Source organism: Anaeromicropila herbilytica (genome assembly GCF_016591975.1).
GTDB classification, from domain to species: Bacteria; Bacillota; Clostridia; order Lachnospirales; family Lachnospiraceae; genus Anaeromicropila; species Anaeromicropila herbilytica.
In genome coordinates, this window is sequence record NZ_AP024169.1 from 1,161,348 (window position 1) to 1,181,896 (window position 20,549).

21 protein-coding genes are annotated in these 20,549 nt (G+C 32.1%); 18 read left to right on the forward strand and 3 right to left on the reverse strand.

Annotated elements, in window-relative coordinates:
- Positions 1–28: 28 nt before the first annotated feature.
- Positions 29–1,177, reverse strand: a complete 1,149-nt coding sequence (locus bsdtb5_RS05085) for an NAD(P)-dependent malic enzyme (protein ID WP_271714955.1) — start codon at positions 1,175–1,177, stop codon at positions 29–31.
- Between the two features lie 689 nt (positions 1,178–1,866).
- On the opposite strand from bsdtb5_RS05085, the gene rho reads away from it, so the two are divergent.
- From rho to dusB, 16 genes are all read left to right on the forward strand, one after another.
- Entirely contained in the window at positions 1,867–3,384 is a 1,518-nt protein-coding gene (rho, locus tag bsdtb5_RS05090) for a transcription termination factor Rho (protein ID WP_271714956.1), read from the forward strand.
- A 162-nt stretch (positions 3,385–3,546) separates the two neighbouring features.
- Positions 3,547–3,750: a 50S ribosomal protein L31 gene (gene rpmE / locus bsdtb5_RS05095; protein WP_271714957.1), complete on the forward strand. Its 204-nt coding sequence runs from the start codon at positions 3,547–3,549 to the stop codon at positions 3,748–3,750.
- Between the two features lie 192 nt (positions 3,751–3,942).
- Positions 3,943–4,977: a DUF1385 domain-containing protein gene (locus bsdtb5_RS05100; protein WP_271716051.1), complete on the forward strand. Its 1,035-nt coding sequence runs from the start codon at positions 3,943–3,945 to the stop codon at positions 4,975–4,977.
- Between the two features lie 16 nt (positions 4,978–4,993).
- A complete protein-coding gene (gene prmC, locus bsdtb5_RS05105; RefSeq protein ID WP_271714958.1) occupies positions 4,994–5,821 on the forward strand; it encodes a peptide chain release factor N(5)-glutamine methyltransferase in 828 nt (275 codons plus the stop codon).
- 43 nt (positions 5,822–5,864) lie between these two features.
- Positions 5,865–6,938, forward strand: coding sequence for a peptide chain release factor 1 (gene prfA / locus bsdtb5_RS05110; protein ID WP_271714959.1), 1,074 nt, complete (start codon positions 5,865–5,867; stop codon positions 6,936–6,938).
- A gap of 303 nt (positions 6,939–7,241) precedes the next feature.
- Entirely contained in the window at positions 7,242–8,027 is a 786-nt protein-coding gene (locus bsdtb5_RS05115) for a TrmH family RNA methyltransferase (RefSeq protein WP_271714960.1), read from the forward strand.
- 310 nt (positions 8,028–8,337) lie between these two features.
- Positions 8,338–8,778, forward strand: a complete 441-nt coding sequence (locus bsdtb5_RS05120; RefSeq protein WP_271714961.1) for an NfeD family protein — start codon at positions 8,338–8,340, stop codon at positions 8,776–8,778.
- Between the two features lies 1 nt (position 8,779).
- Positions 8,780–9,715 carry an SPFH domain-containing protein gene (locus bsdtb5_RS05125; protein WP_271714962.1) on the forward strand — a complete coding sequence of 312 codons (936 nt, stop codon included), beginning with the start codon at positions 8,780–8,782 and terminating at the stop codon, positions 9,713–9,715.
- A gap of 322 nt (positions 9,716–10,037) precedes the next feature.
- Positions 10,038–10,979 carry an ornithine carbamoyltransferase gene (argF, locus tag bsdtb5_RS05130; protein ID WP_271714963.1) on the forward strand — a complete coding sequence of 314 codons (942 nt, stop codon included), beginning with the start codon at positions 10,038–10,040 and terminating at the stop codon, positions 10,977–10,979.
- Positions 10,980–11,164: 185 nt separating this feature from the next.
- Positions 11,165–11,440, forward strand: coding sequence for a hypothetical protein (locus bsdtb5_RS05135; RefSeq protein ID WP_271714964.1), 276 nt, complete (start codon positions 11,165–11,167; stop codon positions 11,438–11,440).
- A 187-nt stretch (positions 11,441–11,627) separates the two neighbouring features.
- Entirely contained in the window at positions 11,628–12,614 is a 987-nt protein-coding gene (locus bsdtb5_RS05140; RefSeq protein ID WP_271714965.1) for a biotin--[acetyl-CoA-carboxylase] ligase, read from the forward strand.
- A gap of 208 nt (positions 12,615–12,822) precedes the next feature.
- The gene (locus bsdtb5_RS05145) at positions 12,823–13,686 is read left to right on the forward strand and encodes a LiaF transmembrane domain-containing protein (RefSeq protein WP_271714966.1); all 864 of its coding nucleotides are present in this window, start codon (positions 12,823–12,825) and stop codon (positions 13,684–13,686) included.
- Between the two features lie 17 nt (positions 13,687–13,703).
- The gene (locus bsdtb5_RS05150) at positions 13,704–14,060 is read left to right on the forward strand and encodes a DUF6145 family protein (RefSeq protein ID WP_271714967.1); all 357 of its coding nucleotides are present in this window, start codon (positions 13,704–13,706) and stop codon (positions 14,058–14,060) included.
- Positions 14,060–14,365, forward strand: coding sequence for a Dabb family protein (locus bsdtb5_RS05155; RefSeq protein ID WP_271714968.1), 306 nt, complete (start codon positions 14,060–14,062; stop codon positions 14,363–14,365). Before bsdtb5_RS05150 ends, bsdtb5_RS05155 begins: the two co-directional genes overlap by 1 nt.
- 16 nt (positions 14,366–14,381) lie before the next feature.
- On the forward strand, positions 14,382–15,152 hold the full coding sequence (locus tag bsdtb5_RS05160) for a type III pantothenate kinase (RefSeq protein ID WP_271714969.1): 771 nt from the start codon (positions 14,382–14,384) through the stop codon (positions 15,150–15,152).
- A 26-nt stretch (positions 15,153–15,178) separates the two neighbouring features.
- On the forward strand, positions 15,179–16,183 hold the full coding sequence (gene dusB, locus bsdtb5_RS05165) for a tRNA dihydrouridine synthase DusB (RefSeq protein WP_271714970.1): 1,005 nt from the start codon (positions 15,179–15,181) through the stop codon (positions 16,181–16,183).
- A gap of 128 nt (positions 16,184–16,311) precedes the next feature.
- On the opposite strand, the gene bsdtb5_RS05170 is transcribed toward dusB, so the two are convergent.
- Positions 16,312–17,565: a 6-phosphofructokinase gene (locus bsdtb5_RS05170; protein ID WP_271714971.1), complete on the reverse strand. Its 1,254-nt coding sequence runs from the start codon at positions 17,563–17,565 to the stop codon at positions 16,312–16,314.
- 435 nt (positions 17,566–18,000) lie between these two features.
- Between bsdtb5_RS05170 and bsdtb5_RS05175 the strand changes: the two genes are divergently transcribed.
- On the forward strand, positions 18,001–18,423 hold the full coding sequence (locus bsdtb5_RS05175; protein ID WP_271714972.1) for a MerR family transcriptional regulator: 423 nt from the start codon (positions 18,001–18,003) through the stop codon (positions 18,421–18,423).
- A gap of 61 nt (positions 18,424–18,484) precedes the next feature.
- On the opposite strand, the gene dtd is transcribed toward bsdtb5_RS05175, so the two are convergent.
- Positions 18,485–18,931, reverse strand: coding sequence for a D-aminoacyl-tRNA deacylase (dtd, locus tag bsdtb5_RS05180; RefSeq protein ID WP_271714973.1), 447 nt, complete (start codon positions 18,929–18,931; stop codon positions 18,485–18,487).
- A 509-nt stretch (positions 18,932–19,440) separates the two neighbouring features.
- On the opposite strand from dtd, the gene asd reads away from it, so the two are divergent.
- Positions 19,441–20,529 (forward strand): aspartate-semialdehyde dehydrogenase, encoded by a 1,089-nt coding sequence (asd, locus tag bsdtb5_RS05185; RefSeq protein WP_271714974.1) that lies wholly within the window; start codon positions 19,441–19,443, stop codon positions 20,527–20,529.
- Positions 20,530–20,549: the final 20 nt, after the last annotated feature.

The window sequence follows — 20,549 nt, forward strand, 5'->3', positions numbered from 1 at the left end:
TATTGTTTATCGATTTGTAAGGATAAAGTTATATATGAGACTTTACTGCTTCGCTTACAACTTCTGCAACTAAAGGATTAAAAGGCCATGGTAGGATATTATTCTCGTTCAGGTCTTTCTCATCGACTAGAGATGCGATAGAGATAGCAGCAGCTAATTTCATTTCATCAGTGATTTTAGAAGCCCTTCCTTCAAGAGCTCCTTTAAAGATTCCTGGAAAAGCTATTACATTGTTAACTTGATTTGGAAAATCAGATCTACCAGTACCGACTACTTTTGCTCCAGCTTCTTTTGCTAAATCAGGCATGATTTCAGGAACTGGATTTGCCATAGCAAACAAAATAGATTCACTATTCATAGAAGAAACCATCTCTTTTGTGACTATGTTAGGAGCTGATACACCAATAAAAATATCTGCGCCAACCAAAGCATCAGCTAGAGAACCCGTTTTATTAGAAAGATTCGTACATTCCATCATTTTTTGCTGCATCCAATTTAGGCAGTCAGTATTTTTTGATAGAATTCCTACTTTATCGCACATAACAATATGTTTAAAACCATAAGTTAATAATAATCTAGTTATTGCTATTCCAGCCGAGCCTGCACCATTTACTACTATCTGGCAGTCTTCTTTGGTTTTTTTTGTAACCTTTAATGCATTAATAATCCCTGCTAATACAACAATGGCAGTACCATGTTGATCATCATGAAATACAGGAATGTCCAATAATTCATTCAGTCTTTCCTCTATTTCAAAGCATCTAGGAGCAGAGATGTCTTCTAAGTTGATACCACCAAAGGCTGGTGCTATATTTACAACTGTTTTAATAATTTCCTCAGTATCTTGGGTGTCTAGACAGAGGGGGAAAGCATTCACATTGCCAAATTCTTTAAATAGGACAGCTTTTCCTTCCATAACTGGCATAGCAGCATAAGGACCAATATTTCCAAGTCCAAGAACAGCACTTCCATCTGATACTACTGCAACAGTATTTGACTTAATCGTGTATTTATAAGCCGCCTCTTTGTCGTTTGCGATTACTTTACAAGGCTCTGCTACTCCAGGGGTGTATGCTAGGGCAAGGTCCTCTCGGGTTGTTACTTTACATTTAGAAGTGGTTTCAATTTTACCATTCCACTCTTCATGTAATAATAATGCTTGTTCATTCGTAGTCATAGTATTTTCACCTTCAATTATTTTTTTGAAATCACAAATTATAATGATTATAGTAACTCTAAAACGTTTGAAATAGCTATTTATAATGGATAAGACATAATAAAACTAGCATAATCATAACACTTTGTAAAAAGCAAATCAAGAAAAACAGAAACTGCGATAAAATAAAATAGGTCTTTTTTTTCGTTATACCATGGTGTATAATCTTAACCGAGTATACATAAGGAATGGTGACTGTTTGGTCACAACAGTTCTATTGAACTAATGCACATAAAATGTTAACAACAAATGTTCTAAAGACATTAACTTCATTACCTATTTGAATTCTTAAGTTGACTGAATAGTATTAGGATAGAAATAAACAAAAATTGTAAATTCTTGAAATTTGTCTTTACAAGATTGATAAGGCTGTTATATAGTATAAATAGAGTAAGATATAGTACTAAAATTAATAGTAGTTTTCGTGTTTCATTGTAGCAAACTTTTATTTGTTTGAATCGTACGTTATTATAACGTTTCTTTTGCAAGATTTCCTCAATACTTCAATATTCCAAAAAAACCAAAAAAAGTAATAGAAACATATGACACTTTCTAGCATTGCTAACTATATAGTAAATGCTTTTGAAAATTATCTAAATAACAAATATACTAAACCCTATATTAAATAGTACCAGTAAAGGAGCATATAAATGAGTAACCAGTATGAAAACATGTCTTTAGCTGAACTGAAAGAGTTAGCGAAAGCAAATGGAATTAAAAATATATCTACGCTAAGAAAGCATGAGCTCATTGATATATTAAATAATTTTGAGGATTTAAATAATACTGCAGATAAAGAGCATATGAATTCAGATAGAAAAGAAAATATGGATATCAAAGATAACGAAAAAGTAGAAACAGCAAAATCAGACGATAAATCTTCATTGGATAATGTAAGAACAGATAATATAAAAACAGATAATACAAAAACAGATAATACAAAAACAGATAATACGAGAGTAGATAATTCAAAATTAGATAATACAAAGAATGAAAGTAAAAAAACAAATTATATTCCTACCGATATGGATCAATTAGATAGCGGTGAAACCAAAGAAGGTATCTTAGAGGTGCTTCCAGATGGATATGGATTCATACGATGTGATAATTTTTTACCAGGTGAAAATGATGTATATGTATCACCAGCGCAAATTCGAAGATTTAACCTGAAAACTGGTGATATTGTTGCGGGAAATACAAGAATTCGTAATCAAAATGAAAAATTTAGTGCTTTATTATACGTAAAACAAGTAAATGGTTTTCATCCAGCAGAGGCTGCCAGACGTAAGAAGTTCGAAGATCTAACTCCAATATTCCCAAATGATAGAATTCATCTAGAAACTCCAGGCGCAAGCGTAGCAATGCGTATGGTAGATTTAATTTCTCCAATTGGTAAGGGACAAAGAGGTATGATTGTATCTCAGCCAAAGACAGGTAAGACTACACTATTAAAACAAGTAGCAAAAGCAATTACAAAGAATCATCCAGATATGAGTCTTATTATTTTGTTAATAGATGAAAGACCAGAAGAAGTAACAGATATTAAAGAGTCCATCGAAGGCAAAAATGTAGAGGTTATTTATTCTACCTTTGATGAATTGCCTGAGAATCATAAACGTGTTTCTGAAATGGTAATTGAAAGAGCAAAAAGATTAGTAGAACATAAGAAAGATGTTGTTATTCTTCTAGATAGTATCACAAGATTGGCTAGGGCATATAACCTTACTGTTCAAGCAAGTGGTAGAACGTTATCTGGTGGTCTTGATCCTGCTGCCTTACACATGCCAAAGAAATTTTTTGGAGCAGCTCGTAATATGAGAGAAGGCGGAAGTCTTACCATATTAGCTACTGCTTTAGTTGATACAGGTAGTAGAATGGATGATGTTGTATTTGAAGAATTCAAAGGAACTGGTAATATGGAGCTAGTTCTTGATCGTAGCTTATCAGAAAAACGTATCTTCCCTGCGATTGATTTAGCAAAATCAAGTACAAGAAGAGATGATCTACTTTTAACTAGTAGCGAGATAGAAGCTAGCTATTTGATGCATAAAGCATTAGGTGGATTAAAATCGGATGAAGCATTGGAGAAAATTATAGAATTATTTATGCGCACGAAAACAAATGCAGAATTCATCGAAACAATTAAGAAAACTAAAATCGTGAATTAATCATTTAGAGAAATATCGAATTATATCATTTTTTAAAAATATTTATAAATGTTCTTGCATTAAATGTAACATTATGATATAATAAAAAAGCTGTTTATAAGATTGAAAAATTGATGAAAATATCAAATTTTGATATGACTAAGTTTGTAAAGAGGTGAAAACATGAAAGAAGGTATCCATCCAGATTATTACCAAGCAAAAGTAGTTTGCAACTGTGGTAATGAGTTCGTTACTGGTTCAACTAAAGAAGATATCCACGTAGAAATTTGTTCTAAATGCCATTCATTCTATACTGGTCAACAAAAAGCTGCTTCAGCTCGTGGTGCTATCGATAAGTTTAACCGTAAATATGGCTTAAATAACTAAGAAATTGAATGAAACGAATGCTTGTACTACTAGTTGTGTACAAGCAGAGTTTTTAAAAGCTACCTTTGCCATAGAATTATCTATGCTTAGGAACTATAAAAATCAGGTTGAGGTTTTAATAATCTCAGCCTATTTTTAAATTAAAATTTACTTTGAATATATTATTAAATATAGAAGAAAGTGGTGATTGGTGTGAAACCCTCAGGAATCGGTGGTCAAGCTGTTATTGAAGGCGTAATGATGAAGAACAAGGACGTTTACGCAGTAGCCGTTCGAAAGCCAAATAATGAAATTGTTATAGAGAAAAATGTATATGTTAGTGCATCAGAAAAATATAGATTATTTAAATTACCAATTTTCAGAGGAATGTTAGCATTTATTGAATCTATGGTTATAGGTATGAAGACATTAACTTTTTCGGCTAGTTTTTATGAAGAGGAAGAAGAAACAAAACCATCAAAAGTTGAAAATGCAATTTCAAGTATATTCAAAGATAAAACAGAAAAAGTTCTAATGGGGCTTACTATTTTAATAGCTGTTATTGCAGCGATAGCTATATTCATGGTATTACCATTTTTCATTGCAAATATATTAGAAAATAAAATTAAATCCGATACTATATTAGCTATAATAGAGGGAATAATTCGAATTGTAATATTTATTGGTTATATAGTATTAATATCGAGAATGAATGATATAAAACGAGTGTTTATGTATCATGGAGCTGAACATAAAACCATAAATTGTATTGAACATGGATTTGAACTGACACCTGAAAATGTAAAGTGGCAATCAAGACAACATAAAAGATGTGGAACAAGTTTTATGCTTATAGTAATGTTCGTTAGTATACTATTCTTTATCTGTATTCGAGTGGAAGCTGTATGGCTTCGTGTAGTAATTCGATTGCTTTTAGTTCCAGTTATTGCAGGTGTTTCTTATGAATTCATAAAATTAGCTGGTAGAAGTGAATCGGCAATTGTTAACATATTAAGTAAACCTGGAATGTGGTTACAAGCACTAACTACGAAGGAACCAGATGAAGACATGATATTGGTTGCGATAGCTTCTGTTGAGAGTGTTTTTGATTGGAAAGAATATATAGAATCTAACCAAAGTGAATTAAAGAATACTGTATCGGAAACTGCTGCAGCAGAAGAAGAGGATGAATTATTAAAAATTATTGAAAGTATCAAAGAAAATGATAGTGACGGTGATGAAGATTAAATAGATGGGAGCTTTTATGAAATCTTTAGAAGATGTATATAAGGATGGAGAAAATCTATTATGTAAAAGTGAGATTACTGATGCAAAACTAGATGCTTGGTATCTCATGGAATATGTATTTCACATCAATCGTATTGAATATTATATGAATCCCAAAAAGGATATTGATGATTCATTATATGAGAAATATATGAGATACATTAAAGAACGAGCAAAACATATTCCTTTGCAACATATTATTGGAGTAGCAGAATTTATGGGGATGGAATATATTGTGAGTCCAGATGTGTTAATACCAAGACAAGATACGGAATGTCTGATCTTGGAAGTTTTGAAATATGCAAATAATAAATCCGTCTTAGATATGTGTACAGGGTCAAGTTGTATCATAACAAGTTTAGCAAAGTTATGCCATTTAAAATGTGCGGTAGGAGTAGATATATCATTACGTGCATTAGAGATTGCTAAAAAGAATATTAAAAAGCATAATGTAAATGTAGAGTTGATACAAAGTAATTTATTTGATAGAATAGAGGGACGGTTCGACATCATTGTGTCTAATCCGCCATATATAAAATCAGAAGTTATCAATGAGTTAATGCCAGAGGTAAAAGACCATGAACCAATTACTGCATTAGATGGTTTTGAGGATGGACTTTATTTCTATAGAGAGATTATAAAAGTTGCAAAAAACTATTTGACAGAAGGTGGTATGATATTCTTTGAGATAGGTCATGATCAAGGTGATGAAGTAAAGAGATTATTAGAAGAATCAGATTATCATTCTGTTCAGATTTTAAAAGATTTAGCAGGCCTTGACCGTGTTGTTTTTGCAAATTTATAATTAGTTAAAGTATGTTTGTAATAGTAAAGTGGAGGAATTGTAAATGTTTGACAAGTTAGAAGATATATTAGCTAGGTATGATGAAATCGTGGATGAATTAAACAATCCGAGTGTTGTAAATGACCAAAATAGATTCCGTCAACTGATGAAGGAACAAACGGATTTAACGCCGATTGTTGAAAAATATAAAGAGTATAAAGCAACAAAAGAAAGTATCGAAGAAAGCTTAATGATGCTTGAAGAAGAATCAGACGAGGAAATTCGCGAGATGGCAAAAGAAGAATTAAACGAATGTAAAGCAAGAATTGGTACAATTGAAAATGATATAAAGATTCTATTATTACCTAAGGATCCTAACGATGAAAAGAATGTTATCGTTGAAATCAGAGCTGGTGCCGGTGGTGATGAGGCAGCATTATTTGCAGCTGAGCTATTCCGTGTATATACAAGATTTGCTGAAAGAAATCGTTGGAAAGTTGATATGATGAACTCCAATGAAAATGGTTTAGGTGGATTTAAGGAAGTTATCTTTATGATTAGTGGTAATGGTGCCTATTCTAAACTAAAATATGAAAGTGGAGTACATCGTGTACAAAGAATTCCAGTAACAGAATCTGGTGGACGTATCCATACTTCTACAATTACAGTTGCAATTATGCCAGAAGCAGAAGAAGTTGACGTTGAATTAGATATGAATGATTGTAAATTTGATGTATTCCGTGCATCAGGTAATGGTGGACAGTGTGTAAATACAACAGATTCAGCGGTTCGACTTACTCACATACCATCAGGAATTGTAATCTCATGTCAAGATGAGAAGTCTCAGTTAAAGAATAAAGATAAAGCGTTAAAAGTACTACGTTCTAGATTATATGAATTAGAATTAGAAAAAGCACATAGCGCAGAAGCGGAAGCAAGAAAGAGTCAAGTTGGTACTGGCGATCGTTCTGAAAAGATTCGTACTTATAACTTCCCTCAAGGACGTGTAACGGATCATAGAATTAAGCTTACTCTTCACCGTCTGGATGCAATTATGGACGGAGATATAGAAGAAGTTATTGATAGTTTAACTGCAGCAGACCAAACTGCAAAGTTAAGTAATATGCAAGAAAACTAGAATAGGGATTAATCTATTCTGGTGTAATAATAAAGTAATAGTAAAGACTCAGGCGGTAAATGTTATCGTTTGAGTCTTTTTATCACTTTAATAAAATTGCCTTTAGTCGAGAAAAGAGAATAGATTATATATAGATCAGTTCTTAGTTGTATGGTGAATGTATATGAGCTAGTAATTTATCCTTAGATTGATAAAAATAAATATTTTGATATAATAGTTAAAGAAGAAATTATAAATAAAATAATATAAAATTACAAATGTAATAATTCAAATAAAATATTTGTAACAAGATAGGAAAAGAAAATGATAAGTAGCCTAAGTAATAATAAAATAAAAAATTTAATAAAATTACAGAAGAAATCTAAAGTAAGGGAAGAACAAAATGCCTTCGTAATAGAAGGTATAAAAATGTTCTATGAGACTCCAAAGGATAGTATAATTGAAGTATACCTATCCGAGAGTTTTTATCATGAGAATGAAAAAAGTTTAGGGGATATTATTAAAGAATATCAAGTAGAAATTGTGCAAGATAGTATTTTTAAAGAAGTATCTGATACTACGACTCCTCAAGGTATACTTGCAGTTGTGAAGAAGCCATTTTATGAGTTCTCCACTTTGAGTCAACAAAACGACGCCACGGTTATCATTCTTGAAGAACTACGAGATCCAGGTAACTTAGGAACGATAATTCGTACTGCTGAGGGAGCTGGTGTAACAGGAGTAATATTAAGTAAAAGCTCTGTAGATATATATAATCCAAAAGTAATTCGTTCTACAATGGGATCAATATATCGAATGCCATTTGTTTATGTTGAAGATATAAAAAGTGCTATCTTAGAAATGAAAAGAAACAATATTCAAATATATGCGGCTCATTTAAAAGGAGAGAAATTCTACGATGAGGAAGTATATCAAGGTAAAATTGGTATATTAATTGGTAATGAAGCAAATGGACTTACGGATGAAACAGCAGAATTATCTGATTGCTATGTGAAAATACCAATGGCAGGTAAGGTTGAATCTTTAAATGCAGCAATTGCAGCATCGATTCTAATGTATGAAGTATATTCGCAAAAAAGAGTAAGATAGTAGATGTAACTATATCTAATATAACTATGGCTAATGTAACCATGGTTAATATAACCTTGGCTAATTTAGGTAGAAAGTACGATGGTTTTAATAAGATAAATTATTTATAATTAAAAAGTAAAAGTATCTTATAAAGAATACTACTCTCTAAAATAATCCTAATTAAAAGTAGATTAGAAGTTATTAAGGAATAAGTTAATAATTCTAAAATTATATAAAATCTAGCTATTTTAAAAGGAAGTTTGCTTGTAATGAAACTAGGAAAGAGATAAAATAGGGTAAGTAAATTATAAGAGAGGGGATGACTACAATGGAATCTGTTTATTGGTTAATTTTATTAGCTGCATTATTAGTAATAGAAATAATAACACTCGGATTAACTACCATTTGGTTTGCAATAGGAGCTTTCTTTGCTTTTGTTGGTTCACTTATTGGGCTAAGTGTATTTATCCAGATTGTTTTATTCGTTGTAGTATCAGTATTAATGCTGTATTTTACCCGACCAGTTGCTGTAAAGTTCTTCAATAATAGAACAGTTAAAACGAATTATCAAAGTTTGATTGGTAAGGAAGCTAGAGTCCTAACAAGAATTGATAATTTTAATGCTACTGGAAGTGCGAGTTTAGATGGTCAAGAATGGACAGCTAGAGCAGCGGATGATGAGAAGATTATTGAAGCTGGAGTGAAAGTAACAGTAGTTGACATTGTCGGAGTAAAATTAATTGTGAAAGAGAAAAGGGAGGAAATGTAACATGGAATTAGGGCAAGCAGTTACGATAGCATTGGTAATAATAATATTATTAATCCTTGCATCATGTGTAAAGGTGGTACCACAAGCGCAAGCGTATGTATTAGAAAGACTTGGTGGATATCAAGATACTTGGCACGTAGGTATTCATTTTAAGGTACCATTCATTGATAGAGTGGCAAGAAGGGTTGTATTAAAAGAACAAGTTGTTGACTTCGCACCTCAACCAGTTATCACTAAGGATAACGTTACAATGAGAATTGATACAGTAGTATTCTTTCAGATAACAGATCCTAAGTTATATGCATATGGTGTTGATAATCCTATTATGGCAATTGAAAATCTTACTGCAACAAATTTACGTAATATTATCGGTGACCTTGAATTAGACCAAACACTTACTTCAAGAGAAGTAATTAATACAAAAATGAGGGTATCACTTGATGTTGCAACAGATCCATGGGGAATTAAAGTTACTCGTGTCGAACTTAAGAACATTATTCCACCAGCTGCTATTCAAGACGCCATGGAAAAACAGATGAAAGCAGAACGTGAACGTAGAGAATCAATTCTTCGTGCAGAAGGTGAAAAGAGATCTACAGTCTTAGTTGCAGAAGGTAAAAAAGAATCTGCAATTCTTGAAGCAGAAGCTGAGAAACAAGCAGCTATCCTAAGAGCAGAAGCTAAGAAAGAAGCAACCATTCGAGAAGCAGAAGGTCAGGCTCAAGCTATCCTAGCAGTACAGCAAGCCAATGCAGATGGTATCAAATTCTTAAATGAAGCTGGTACTACAAAAGAAGTTATTCAACTTAAGAGTCTTGAAGCCTTCGCAAAAGCTGCTGATGGTAAAGCAACAAAGATTATTATACCATCTGAGATTCAAGGAATGGCTGGTTTAGTTAAGTCATTAACTGAGGTTGGTAACGACAAATTATTATAATTATAATGTGAAAATACAATTATGAAAAAAATGCTCTGTTTCAGAGCATTTTTTTTATTTGTAGAAACTATGTCTTTTTAATTAAAAACAATTATCGAAGAATCTGTACTACGTGTATGTAAGAAATTTTTGAAAGCAGTACGCTATTGTACTGGATAATTGCTATACTAACTAATATTAAAAGAAATAATATTAGAATAGGATTATAAAGAATACTCCTTGACAAATGTTTTGATAAAGGTTAATGTATATACAAACAATAATATGTATAAATATTAAATTATATTTAACGATAATCTATCTGCTTAATAGGAGGTAACACATGAATTTAAAAGGACGAAGCTTTTTAACACTTAAAGATTTTACATCAGATGAAATTGAATATTTAATCGATTTGGCAGCGGATTTAAAGGATAAAAAGAAAAAAGGTATTACAGGGAAAAGCTTACAAGGAAAGAATATAGCTTTAATATTTGAAAAACCATCTACACGAACAAGATGTGCATTCACTATAGCATGTATAGATGAAGGTGGCCATCCTGAATATTTGGGTACCAACGACATTCAATTAGGGCATAAAGAAAGTGTTGAGGATACTGCGCGAGTATTAGGGAGAATGTTTGATGGAATTGAATTCCGTGGGTTTAAGCAAGAGACAGTTGAGAAGTTAGCGAAGTATAGCAAGGTGCCAGTATGGAATGGACTAACAGATCAATATCATCCAACTCAGATCCTAGCTGATTTTCTAACACTTAAGGAACAATTTGGAGTATTAAAGGGACTAAATTTAGTATATGTAGGTGATGGAAGAAATAATATGGCAAATAGTTTAATGATAGGTTCCAGTAAGCTTGGAATTAATTTTACAATATTAGCACCAGAAGAATTATGGCCATCCGAATCACTTATATCTACTTGTAAGGAATATGCAGCTACTTCTGGAAGTACAATTACGATATCCAAAGATTTATCTTCTGTAGCTGGTGCAGATGCTATATATACTGATGTATGGTGCTCCATGGGAGAAGAAGATATGGCAGCAGAGCGTGTTAGCCTTCTAAGACCATATCAAGTGAATCATGAATTGATGGGAAAAACCAAGAAAGAGAATACAATTCTATTACACTGCCTACCTGCAGTAAAAGGATATGAAGTAACAGAAGAACTCTTTGAAGAACATGCAGAAGTAATATTTGATGAAGCAGAAAATCGTATGCATACAATAAAGGCTGTTATGGTTGCAACGTTAGGTGAGACGAAGTAGATATAGTAATAGAAAGGTAGAGAGTTCATTAAGAATTTTCTATCTTTTTTTGTTCTGTGTGTCCAGCGAAGCTGGACCACACTAGGTATGATTCTTATTGATTTTTATGTGAGGAATTCTATCCAGAAGGATGAATATGTGGTACAATATAGGACAAGAAAAATAAAAGAGAGGAAGGGGTACTCATGGGAAAGATAAAAAAAGTGATAAAAGACAATAATTTATTCCTCGATTTGTTAAATGTTATATTAGGAATTATATTAGTAATATTCATAGTGTTGATATTGATTCATCCAACAAATACAATACTCTTAAAGTTGGCATTTGGCATTGGAGGTCTTATGAATATATTGAATAGTTATAAAATATATAAACAGAAGAAAACACCCCTAATTGCTTTGAGTCTTTTTATGATTGGATTAATTGTTATATTTTGCGGAGTATTTTTAATTGGAGCATAAAAAAGGATGCAAAAAGATGCTGTAACAATTAATAAGCTGAAGTGAATTAGTTTACTAACATTTCAGAAGAGAAATAAGGGTTGAGAGAAAATAATTCTAGAAAGGAATGCCACAAATAGATTCTTTTAGCTACTGTTGGTGGTAATAACATACCTACAAATAGATATGTTATTTAATGAGAATAAAGATGAAAACGGAAATTATAAAGATATTAAGAAATAGTGATACTTATGTATCAGGTCAGCAACTATGTAATAATCTAGGCGTATCTAGAACAGCTATATGGAAAGTTATGAATCAGTTGAAGGAGGAAGGGTACGAGATAGAAGCGGTATCTAATAAAGGTTATCGACTAATCCATTCCTCAGATGTTATCTCTGAAAGTGAAATTCTAAGCAGAATGCAGACGAATTACATAGGTAAGAAAGTAAGGTTTTACGATGAGGTTGATTCAACTAATCTTGTGGCTAAAAAAATAGCAGAGGAAGAAGAGAGTGACGGTCTATTAGTAGTGAGTGAATCTCAGACAAAGGGAAAGGGGAGAAGAGGTAGAGAATGGAGCTCAGATAAAGGATGTGACATCTTTATGTCACTAATTCTGAAACCAAAGATAAATCCAATGAATGCATCTATGCTAACAATCCTTGCAGCCCTTGCTGTGTCTAAAAGTATAGCAAAAATAGTGGAGAAGGATACCTATATAAAGTGGCCGAATGATATTATCTTAAATAATAAAAAAGTATGTGGTGTTCTAACTGAAATGAGTACTGAAATAGACTATATTAACCATGTTGTAATTGGAATAGGTATTAATGTGAATCGTACATCATTTCCTAACGAATTAGCTTCTATGGCAACTTCATTATATGTTGAGACAGAACAAAAAGTTCAAAGAGCAGAGTTAATAGCATCTGTTGTGAAAGAGTTTGAAGAAATGTATCTTGTTTTCCTAGAGATACAAACGTTACAACCATTTATGAAGGAATATAATGATACATTGATAAATGCGAAAAGGCAGGTAAAGATTATAGAATACGGTAAAGAATATGAAGCAATTGCAATTGGAATAAATGAAAAAGGAGAACTAATGATTCATGATATTGATCATCCAGATCATGTTCGAACTGTATTAGCTGGAGAAGTTTCCGTTCGTGGAATATACAATTATGTATAGGAGCTAGTGTGAAATAAAAAGCATTTCACACGTTGAATTTAGGCCTGCGAGCAAGTCGCAGGCATGTAGGCTAGTATGAAATTAATCTATTTTTAATTGATAAAATTAGGCATTTTTAGTATAGTGTAAAAGTAAAATAAACCATATACTTCCATGTGGTGTAGTATGTGGACGTATCAAATAAAATAAGAAATGGAGAGATTTAAAAATGAAGCGGTCGATATCTTATATTATGTGTGGGGTATTACTAGTAGTACTGGGGGTATTCTTGGCGTTAGACGCTTTGAATATTTTTGAAATTCATCTAATGTTTCGAGGATACTGGACACTATTTATAATCATTCCTTGCCTTATTGGCTTAATCGAGAATAAAGATAAGATGAGATATATTGTTGGACTTGGAATTGGTATTATGCTATTATTGTCTAGTCAACATCTTGTGAGTATTCGATTTATGTCAAGATTAATAGGGCCATTTATTCTAGTAGTTATTGGCATTAGCTTACTAGGACGCAGTATATCCAGTAGAAGAAGAGAACGATTTGATCAATACCGAGAGTATCAAAACCAAGCGAATGGTTATGATGAATATTATAACGAAGCTAAGAATAACAGTAATCACAAATCTGAAAATAATTATAATACCAATTCAGAATATAATAACGTTAATAGCCAAGCTTCAGGAGAATATACAAGATATCAATCAGAAGATGGTAAAGATTATACTGCATATACTAGATATCAAGGATTAATTCGAACATATACCAATATATTAAGTGGAAGAACAATCCGCATAGATAGGGAAGAATTCTTTGGTGCGAACATTACTTCAATACTTGGAGGAATGGATCTAGACTTAAGAAATGCAATTATAACAAAAGACGTTGTAATAGAAGCAAATTGTATATTAGGAGGAGTAGATATCTATCTTCCTAGTAATGTAAAGGTTGTAGTAAATAGTACACCAATCTTAGGTGGAGTTGATGTAAAAGCAGTACCACCAAGAGATGAAACTTGTCCAATCCTTTATGTAAATGCAACATGTGTATTAGGTGGAATGGACATTAAATAGAAAATGGAGGCAAGAAAATGTACTTAGATAAAGTAGTATTATGCGGTTCAAGTGCATATGAACAAAAATATTTTTTGAGCGAAGATTTTAATGCTTTGCCAGAAGCGATAAAAGATGAATTAAAAGTAATGTGCGTCTTATTTACAGAAGATGTTGGTGGAATTCTTACATTGGAATATGAAGAAGATGGAACATTAGTGTTTAACGTAACTGCCGATGAAGAAGATTTACTATTTGATGAGATAGGTAGCGTATTAAAAATTAAAGAACTTCAAAACACGAAACAAGAGCTATTAGAAGCTTTGGAAATCTACTATAAAGTATTCTTTCTACAAGAAGATGTGAGTGAACTTATAGAAGGAGAGGATGAATAATGGTTCGTCATATAGTATTATTTGGTTTTAAGAAAGAAGCAGAAGGTCGTAGTGCCTTGGAAAATGCTGAGATTGCAAAAGAGTCCTTACTAAGCTTAAAGGATAAGATATCGGTATTAAGAAATATCGAGGTGGGCATTAATATGGAGAATGCTTCAAGTGATAACGCTACATTATGTTTAACTTGTGATTTTGATCATTTAGATGACTTAAGTATCTATGCCAATCACGAAGAGCATTTAAAAGTTGCTGAATTTATAGGAAAAGTAAGAGAAAGCAGATCTTGTGTAGATTATGAGATTTAAATACTGAGGTGAAAGAATGTTATTAGTTGTAGATATAGGAAATACCAATATTACGCTTGGAATTTTTAAAGAAGAAACGTTGCTTGGAAGTTTTCGATTGACGACCAAAATACCAAGAACTTCGGATGAATATGGCTTATTTATTACAGACTTATTAAGAACGAAGAATATCAATGTTAGTGAAATTGAAGACGTTATAATATCTTCTGTTGTACCTAATATCATGTATTCCTTTACAAGTGGTATCATGAAGTACTTTAATAAGAAGCCTATTATTGTCGGAACAGGAACCAAAACAGGAATTAAGATTGTTACAGCCAATCCTAAAGAAATCGGTCCAGACCGAATTGTAGATGCTGTAGCAGCGTATGATATATATGGTGGGCCAGTAATTGTTATTGATTTTGGGACTGCAACAACATATGATCTCATATTAGAGGATGGTTCATTTGCAGCTGGTATTACTAGTCCGGGATTGAGACTTGCAGCTAATGCATTATGGAATGGTACCGCCAAACTGCCTGAAATTGAGATCGCAAAACCAGATTCCATCTTAGCGAAAGATACAATTACAAGTATGCAGGCTGGATTAGTATATGGTAATATTGGTCAGACAGAATATATTATTCGAAAGATTAAAGAAGAAAGTAAATTAGATAATATTAAAGTTGTTGCTACCGGTGGTTTAGGTAAAATTATTGCTGATGCTACTGATGAAATAATGCATTTTGATCAAATGTTAACGTTAAAAGGATTACGAATTATTTATGAAAAGTGTAAAAAATAAATAATAAGATTAGAAAAGGTAATAGAATGAGTTTACAGATAGGAAACATAAATGTAAAAGGAAATCTGATTTTAGCCCCAATGGCTGGCGTTACAGATCTTCCATTCCGTTTATTATGTAAAGAAAAAGGTGCTGATTTAATCTATACAGAGATGGTTAGTGCAAAAGGAATTATGTATAATAACAAGAATACAGAAAGTCTTCTTGTTGTAAAAGAAGAAGAAAGACCAGTGTCACTTCAACTCTTTGGATCAGATCCAGTAATATTAAGTGAAACTGCGAAAAAGATTGAACATTTAAATTTTGATATATTAGATATCAATATGGGATGCCCTGTTCCTAAGATTGTAAATAATGGAGAGGGTTCTGCCTTATTAAATAATCCGAAGTTAGTATCAGAAATTGTGTCAAGAGTTGTAAAAGCGATAAAGAAACCAGTAACGGTAAAGATACGAAAAGGGTTTACAAATCAAGACGATAATGCGGTAGATATAGCTAAAGTAATTGAAGCTAGTGGTGCTAGTTTAGTCGCTGTACATGCTAGAACAAGAGAGCAATATTACAGTGGCAAAGCGGATTGGGATGTCATTCGCAGAGTGAAAGAAGCAGTGTCGATACCGGTTGTTGGAAATGGAGATATATTTAGTGCTTTAGATGCAAAAGATATGATTGATACAACTGGATGTGATGGAATTATGATTGGTAGAGGTGTTCGTGGTAATCCATGGTTATTTGAACAAATAAAGAAATATCAAGAAACTGGTATTATCTTAGAAAAACCTACCATAGAGGAAGTTGTACAAATGATATTACGTCATGCTATCTTACAGATAGAATTTAAAGGCGAGTATATCGGAATTCGTGAAATGAGAAAGCACGTTGCGTGGTATACCACTGGATATCCAAAGTCATCTAAGTTGAGAAACCGTGTTAATGAGATTGATACTATGGAGCAATTAGAAATATTGATGAAGGAATACTTAGAGGTATGTTATGAGATATCGAACGACTTAACTCATGATCACTCATAAACAGAACAAATCCATGAAAAAGTAAAACAATTAGTGATAGAAAAAAAGATACCTAATAATATGTTTAGGTATCTTTTTTAGCTTATAAATTATATGATCAAACAACTTGATATTATTAATCTAGTAAATTAAGCCTGATTAGAATCATGAATTAAGTGATTCACGGAAAGGTAAGAAGGAAGTCCATTTTTATAACTTTGCTTTGGCTCTCCTTGAATCAGAGGACGCATATATTCCATAAATTCCTCCGTAATATCATTCTTACTTTCTGATATCCAATCAACTGGTACATATTTTTCTTTGTTAGCTATTTCATCAATAGATACACTGTCATAAGAAACGGTATAAGGCGAGTTACTTTCACGTCTTAATAATACCATTCTACCAGAGCAGCCTTCTAATGCTAGTGGTACACTGGTTTTTCCTAACATACAGGATTCATTAATGTCTGTAAGAGAGCTAATGTGTGTTGCACAACGTTGTAGTACATTTAATTCAATTGAGCGAACTTTACAAGCTATTTTTTCTTTTACCAGATTCTCAAGATATTTACCTGTACCGCTTAACATGACATGACCAAACTGATCAACTTGTCCAGATTTTGCTGAGATGTATTCACCTGTGCTATCTTTGATTCCTTCGGATACAGCAACAATAACTTGTTTACGAGTAGAAAGTTCTTTTTGAACATCAGTGATAAATTGTTCTGTTGAAAATGGAAGTTCAGGTAAGTAGATTAAATGAGGTGCTGTATTATACTCATTTCTTGCTAGAGCGGATGCAGCAGTTAACCATCCTGCATTACGTCCCATGATTTCAACTATTATTACACTTTGTATATCATAAATATAGGCATCGTGAGCTATTTCAAGAATTGAGGTTGAAATATATTTAGCAGCAGAACCATAACCAGGGGTATGGTCTATATGTCTTAAATCGTTATCAATAGTTTTTGGGATTCCAATAATTGAGATGTCAAAGTTAATTTTCTTTGCATATTTAGATAATTTTGAAACGGTGTCCATAGAGTCATTTCCACCAATATAGAAAAAATATTTAATATTATACTTCTGAAATATTTTGAATATCTCTAAATAATCACTATCTGCATCGCCTGCTTCAGGTAATTTATATCTGCATGAGCCGAGATACATAGAAGGTGTATTCTTTAACAGATCAAGAGCTTCTTTGTCTTTGGAAAACGTATTCGATAAATTTATAAGTTTTTCGTCTAAAACACCTAATATACCATTTAATGCACCATATATAGTATCGATTTGTGGACTATTCAAGGCTTCTTCTATAATACCTGCTAAGCTTGCATTTATTGCAACCGTAGGGCCTCCAGATTGAGCTATTAAACAATTAGATTTATGAAACATGAAATTAAACCTCCTAAGATTCACTAAAAACAGTCACATAATAGCAGATTGATATTGGATATGCAATAGATTCGTTTTAATTTAGTAACTAAATTAAAATGTATAAAATTAATTTACTTCATAATAAACTAAAGTTAAAAAATGACCTATTATCCTTTATAATTATATTATATAACAAAAATATTGTAATCATGTATTGAAGATGAAGTGTTTCAGTAAATCCTTGTAGCTCTACAACAACAAAGAAGTTCATGAAATGTCTAATTGGGTTTGACAATTAGTTTATCTAAGATATAATGGATTTAGGAATGTTTTGAATTTATATTAACTCATGATAAAGGTATTTGCGAAAATATAATATTTTGTACAATGATAATGATAAGGTAAGCAATTATAAATGAAATTTTTATTTATATTTTAACAAGGGAGAGTTTTATGAATAATACGACAGGAGAAATTAGAGTATGCCCTAGATGTGGTAAAATGTTTTGCTACATGGGTATTGACAAAGCTATATGCAATAAGTGTAAAGAAGAAGATGAGGCTGAATTTAATAAAGTAAAAGAGTATGTATATAATAATTCTGATGCTACTATTATGCAGGTTTCAAAAGACACTGGAGTAAGAGTAAATCGAATTAAGACATATTTAAGAGAAGGTAGGCTAATGATTCCTGAATCATCCCCAATATTCCTAAATTGTGAATTATGTGGAACTAGCATTCGATATGGAAGATATTGTCGTGAATGCGCGGAATCACTCAGTAGTGAAATGAAAAAAGAATTACACATTGACGAGTATCAGATCGGTGAAAAACCAAAGAATGGTTTACCTAAATTGAGATTCTCTGATCAGTAAATTAATATTAAGTCCCAATTTATGTATTAGTATTTATACATAAGTTGGGACTTTTATATCCTTAACGATTTCTGCTATCCAGTGTGATTGTAACAGGGCCTTGATTAATTAACGATATATCCATATCAGCGCCAAACTCGCCTTGCTCAGTAGGAATACCAGTATCCTTACATCTTTGAATGAATTGTTTATAAAGTTTAAAAGATAGTTCTCTATCCCCTGCTTCCATAAAGTTAGGCCTGTTTCCTTTCTTGCAATTAGCAAATAACGTAAATTGTGAAATAATTAAGAGACTTCCCTTTACATCTTGTATCGAACAGTTCATTTTGCCTTCATTATCTTCAAAAATACGCATTCCAATTAGTTTATTAACAAGATAATTCAAATCCTCTTCGGTATCATCTTGTCCAACACCTAATAAGACTAATAAACCATGATTAATTTCTCCAATCACTTTTTCATTAACCTGAACACTTGCTTTTTTTACTCTTTGTATTACAATTCTCATATGATCTCCTATTGTTGATTGATAAATTATAGATAAAATTCATGTGATTACCGTTTTATTTATAACTAATTTTGTAGTATAAATAATATAGTATAATAAAAGTATAATTCAGTGATTTAAAGAATGCAATAAAGTAAATGCAATATATAAAATACGCAATGTCAGTAAGTAATACATTCAATTTAACAAGGTGAATTGATAATACAGTAATGTGTAAAATGACCAAACAATCGTAAAAGTCATTGAGAGCTTTCACCAATTTTAACGAAAATGAAATTGGATTGAAAAAACTGTTGATTTTTCAAGAAAAAAAGTGTAGTATTTTACTAGAAAGACAAATGTACGTGATAGGAGAACAAATACTTTGGAATGTTTTCTATCGTGCTTTGCATCATATGTTACATTAATACGAGATGAGTCAAGTTGAAAAAAATTATTTCAACTTTGTTAATTAGGCCTATGGGAGTTTTTGAATAGGTCATCAAAAATTTGAAAGGCTGGGAATGAGAATGAGTAACAAATTAAGAGTAGGTATCCTTGGTGGTACTGGTATGGTAGGACAAAGATTTATATCATTATTAGAGAATCATCCATGGTTTGAAGTAGTAGCTGTTGCAGCCAGTCCAAGAAGCGCTGGTAAGACATATGAAGAAGCTGTTGGTGATCGTTGGAAGATGACTACACCTATGCCAGAATCAGTGAAAAAACTTATAGTTATGAATGTAAATGAAGTTGAAGAAGTTAGTAAAGAAGTAGACTTTGTATTCAGTGCTGTAGATATGAGTAAAGATGAGATTAAAGCGATTGAAGACGCTTATGCTAAAGCTGAAACACCAGTTGTTTCTAATAATAGTGCACATAGATGGACTCCTGATGTACCAATGGTTGTTCCAGAACTTAACCCAGAACACTTTGAAGTAATAGAAGCTCAGAAGAAACGTCTTGGAACAACTAGAGGATTTGTTGTAGTAAAACCTAATTGTTCTATTCAAAGTTATACACCTGCATTACATGCATTAAAAGAATTTGGACCAAAAGTAGTAGTTGCAACTACTTACCAAGCTATTTCAGGTGCAGGTAAGACATTTAAAGATTGGCCAGAAATGGTTGAAAATATTATACCATATATTGGTGGGGAAGAAGAAAAGAGCGAACAAGAGCCTCTAAGAATATGGGGTAAGGTTGTTGATGGCAAAATTGAAAAAGCATCAGCTCCACTTATTACAACACAATGTATTCGTGTACCGGTATTAAATGGTCATACAGCAGCAGTATTTGTTAGCTTTGAAAAAAAACCTACAAAAGAAGAAATATTAAAAGCTTGGGCTGAATTTAAAGGATTACCACAAGAATTAGAACTTCCAAGTGCACCAAAACAATTTATCCGTTATGTAGAAGAAGATAATCGTCCTCAAGTAAGCTTAGATGTTGATTATGAAAACGGTATGGGCGTTACAATTGGTAGACTTCGTGAAGATTCAGTATATGATTATAAATTTGTTGGATTATCACATAATACAGTTCGAGGCGCAGCTGGTGGAGCAATCTTAAGTGCAGAATTATTAAAAGCACAAGGTTATATTACTCCTAAGAATTAATTAGTTAAAAATAAAAGAAA

Coding starts and splice junctions, on each gene's coding strand:
- bsdtb5_RS05085 (WP_271714955.1), bottom strand. CDS start 1,177: ATGACTACGAATGAACAAGCATTATTATTACATGAAGAGTGGAATGGT.
- rho (WP_271714956.1), top strand. CDS start 1,867: ATGAGTAACCAGTATGAAAACATGTCTTTAGCTGAACTGAAAGAGTTA.
- rpmE (WP_271714957.1), top strand. CDS start 3,547: ATGAAAGAAGGTATCCATCCAGATTATTACCAAGCAAAAGTAGTTTGC.
- prmC (WP_271714958.1), top strand. CDS start 4,994: ATGAAATCTTTAGAAGATGTATATAAGGATGGAGAAAATCTATTATGT.
- prfA (WP_271714959.1), top strand. CDS start 5,865: ATGTTTGACAAGTTAGAAGATATATTAGCTAGGTATGATGAAATCGTG.
- bsdtb5_RS05115 (WP_271714960.1), top strand. CDS start 7,242: ATGATAAGTAGCCTAAGTAATAATAAAATAAAAAATTTAATAAAATTA.
- bsdtb5_RS05120 (WP_271714961.1), top strand. CDS start 8,338: ATGGAATCTGTTTATTGGTTAATTTTATTAGCTGCATTATTAGTAATA.
- bsdtb5_RS05125 (WP_271714962.1), top strand. CDS start 8,780: ATGGAATTAGGGCAAGCAGTTACGATAGCATTGGTAATAATAATATTA.
- argF (WP_271714963.1), top strand. CDS start 10,038: ATGAATTTAAAAGGACGAAGCTTTTTAACACTTAAAGATTTTACATCA.
- bsdtb5_RS05135 (WP_271714964.1), top strand. CDS start 11,165: ATGGGAAAGATAAAAAAAGTGATAAAAGACAATAATTTATTCCTCGAT.
- bsdtb5_RS05140 (WP_271714965.1), top strand. CDS start 11,628: ATGAAAACGGAAATTATAAAGATATTAAGAAATAGTGATACTTATGTA.
- bsdtb5_RS05145 (WP_271714966.1), top strand. CDS start 12,823: ATGAAGCGGTCGATATCTTATATTATGTGTGGGGTATTACTAGTAGTA.
- bsdtb5_RS05150 (WP_271714967.1), top strand. CDS start 13,704: ATGTACTTAGATAAAGTAGTATTATGCGGTTCAAGTGCATATGAACAA.
- bsdtb5_RS05155 (WP_271714968.1), top strand. CDS start 14,060: ATGGTTCGTCATATAGTATTATTTGGTTTTAAGAAAGAAGCAGAAGGT.
- bsdtb5_RS05160 (WP_271714969.1), top strand. CDS start 14,382: ATGTTATTAGTTGTAGATATAGGAAATACCAATATTACGCTTGGAATT.
- dusB (WP_271714970.1), top strand. CDS start 15,179: ATGAGTTTACAGATAGGAAACATAAATGTAAAAGGAAATCTGATTTTA.
- bsdtb5_RS05170 (WP_271714971.1), bottom strand. CDS start 17,565: ATGTTTCATAAATCTAATTGTTTAATAGCTCAATCTGGAGGCCCTACG.
- bsdtb5_RS05175 (WP_271714972.1), top strand. CDS start 18,001: ATGAATAATACGACAGGAGAAATTAGAGTATGCCCTAGATGTGGTAAA.
- dtd (WP_271714973.1), bottom strand. CDS start 18,931: ATGAGAATTGTAATACAAAGAGTAAAAAAAGCAAGTGTTCAGGTTAAT.
- asd (WP_271714974.1), top strand. CDS start 19,441: ATGAGTAACAAATTAAGAGTAGGTATCCTTGGTGGTACTGGTATGGTA.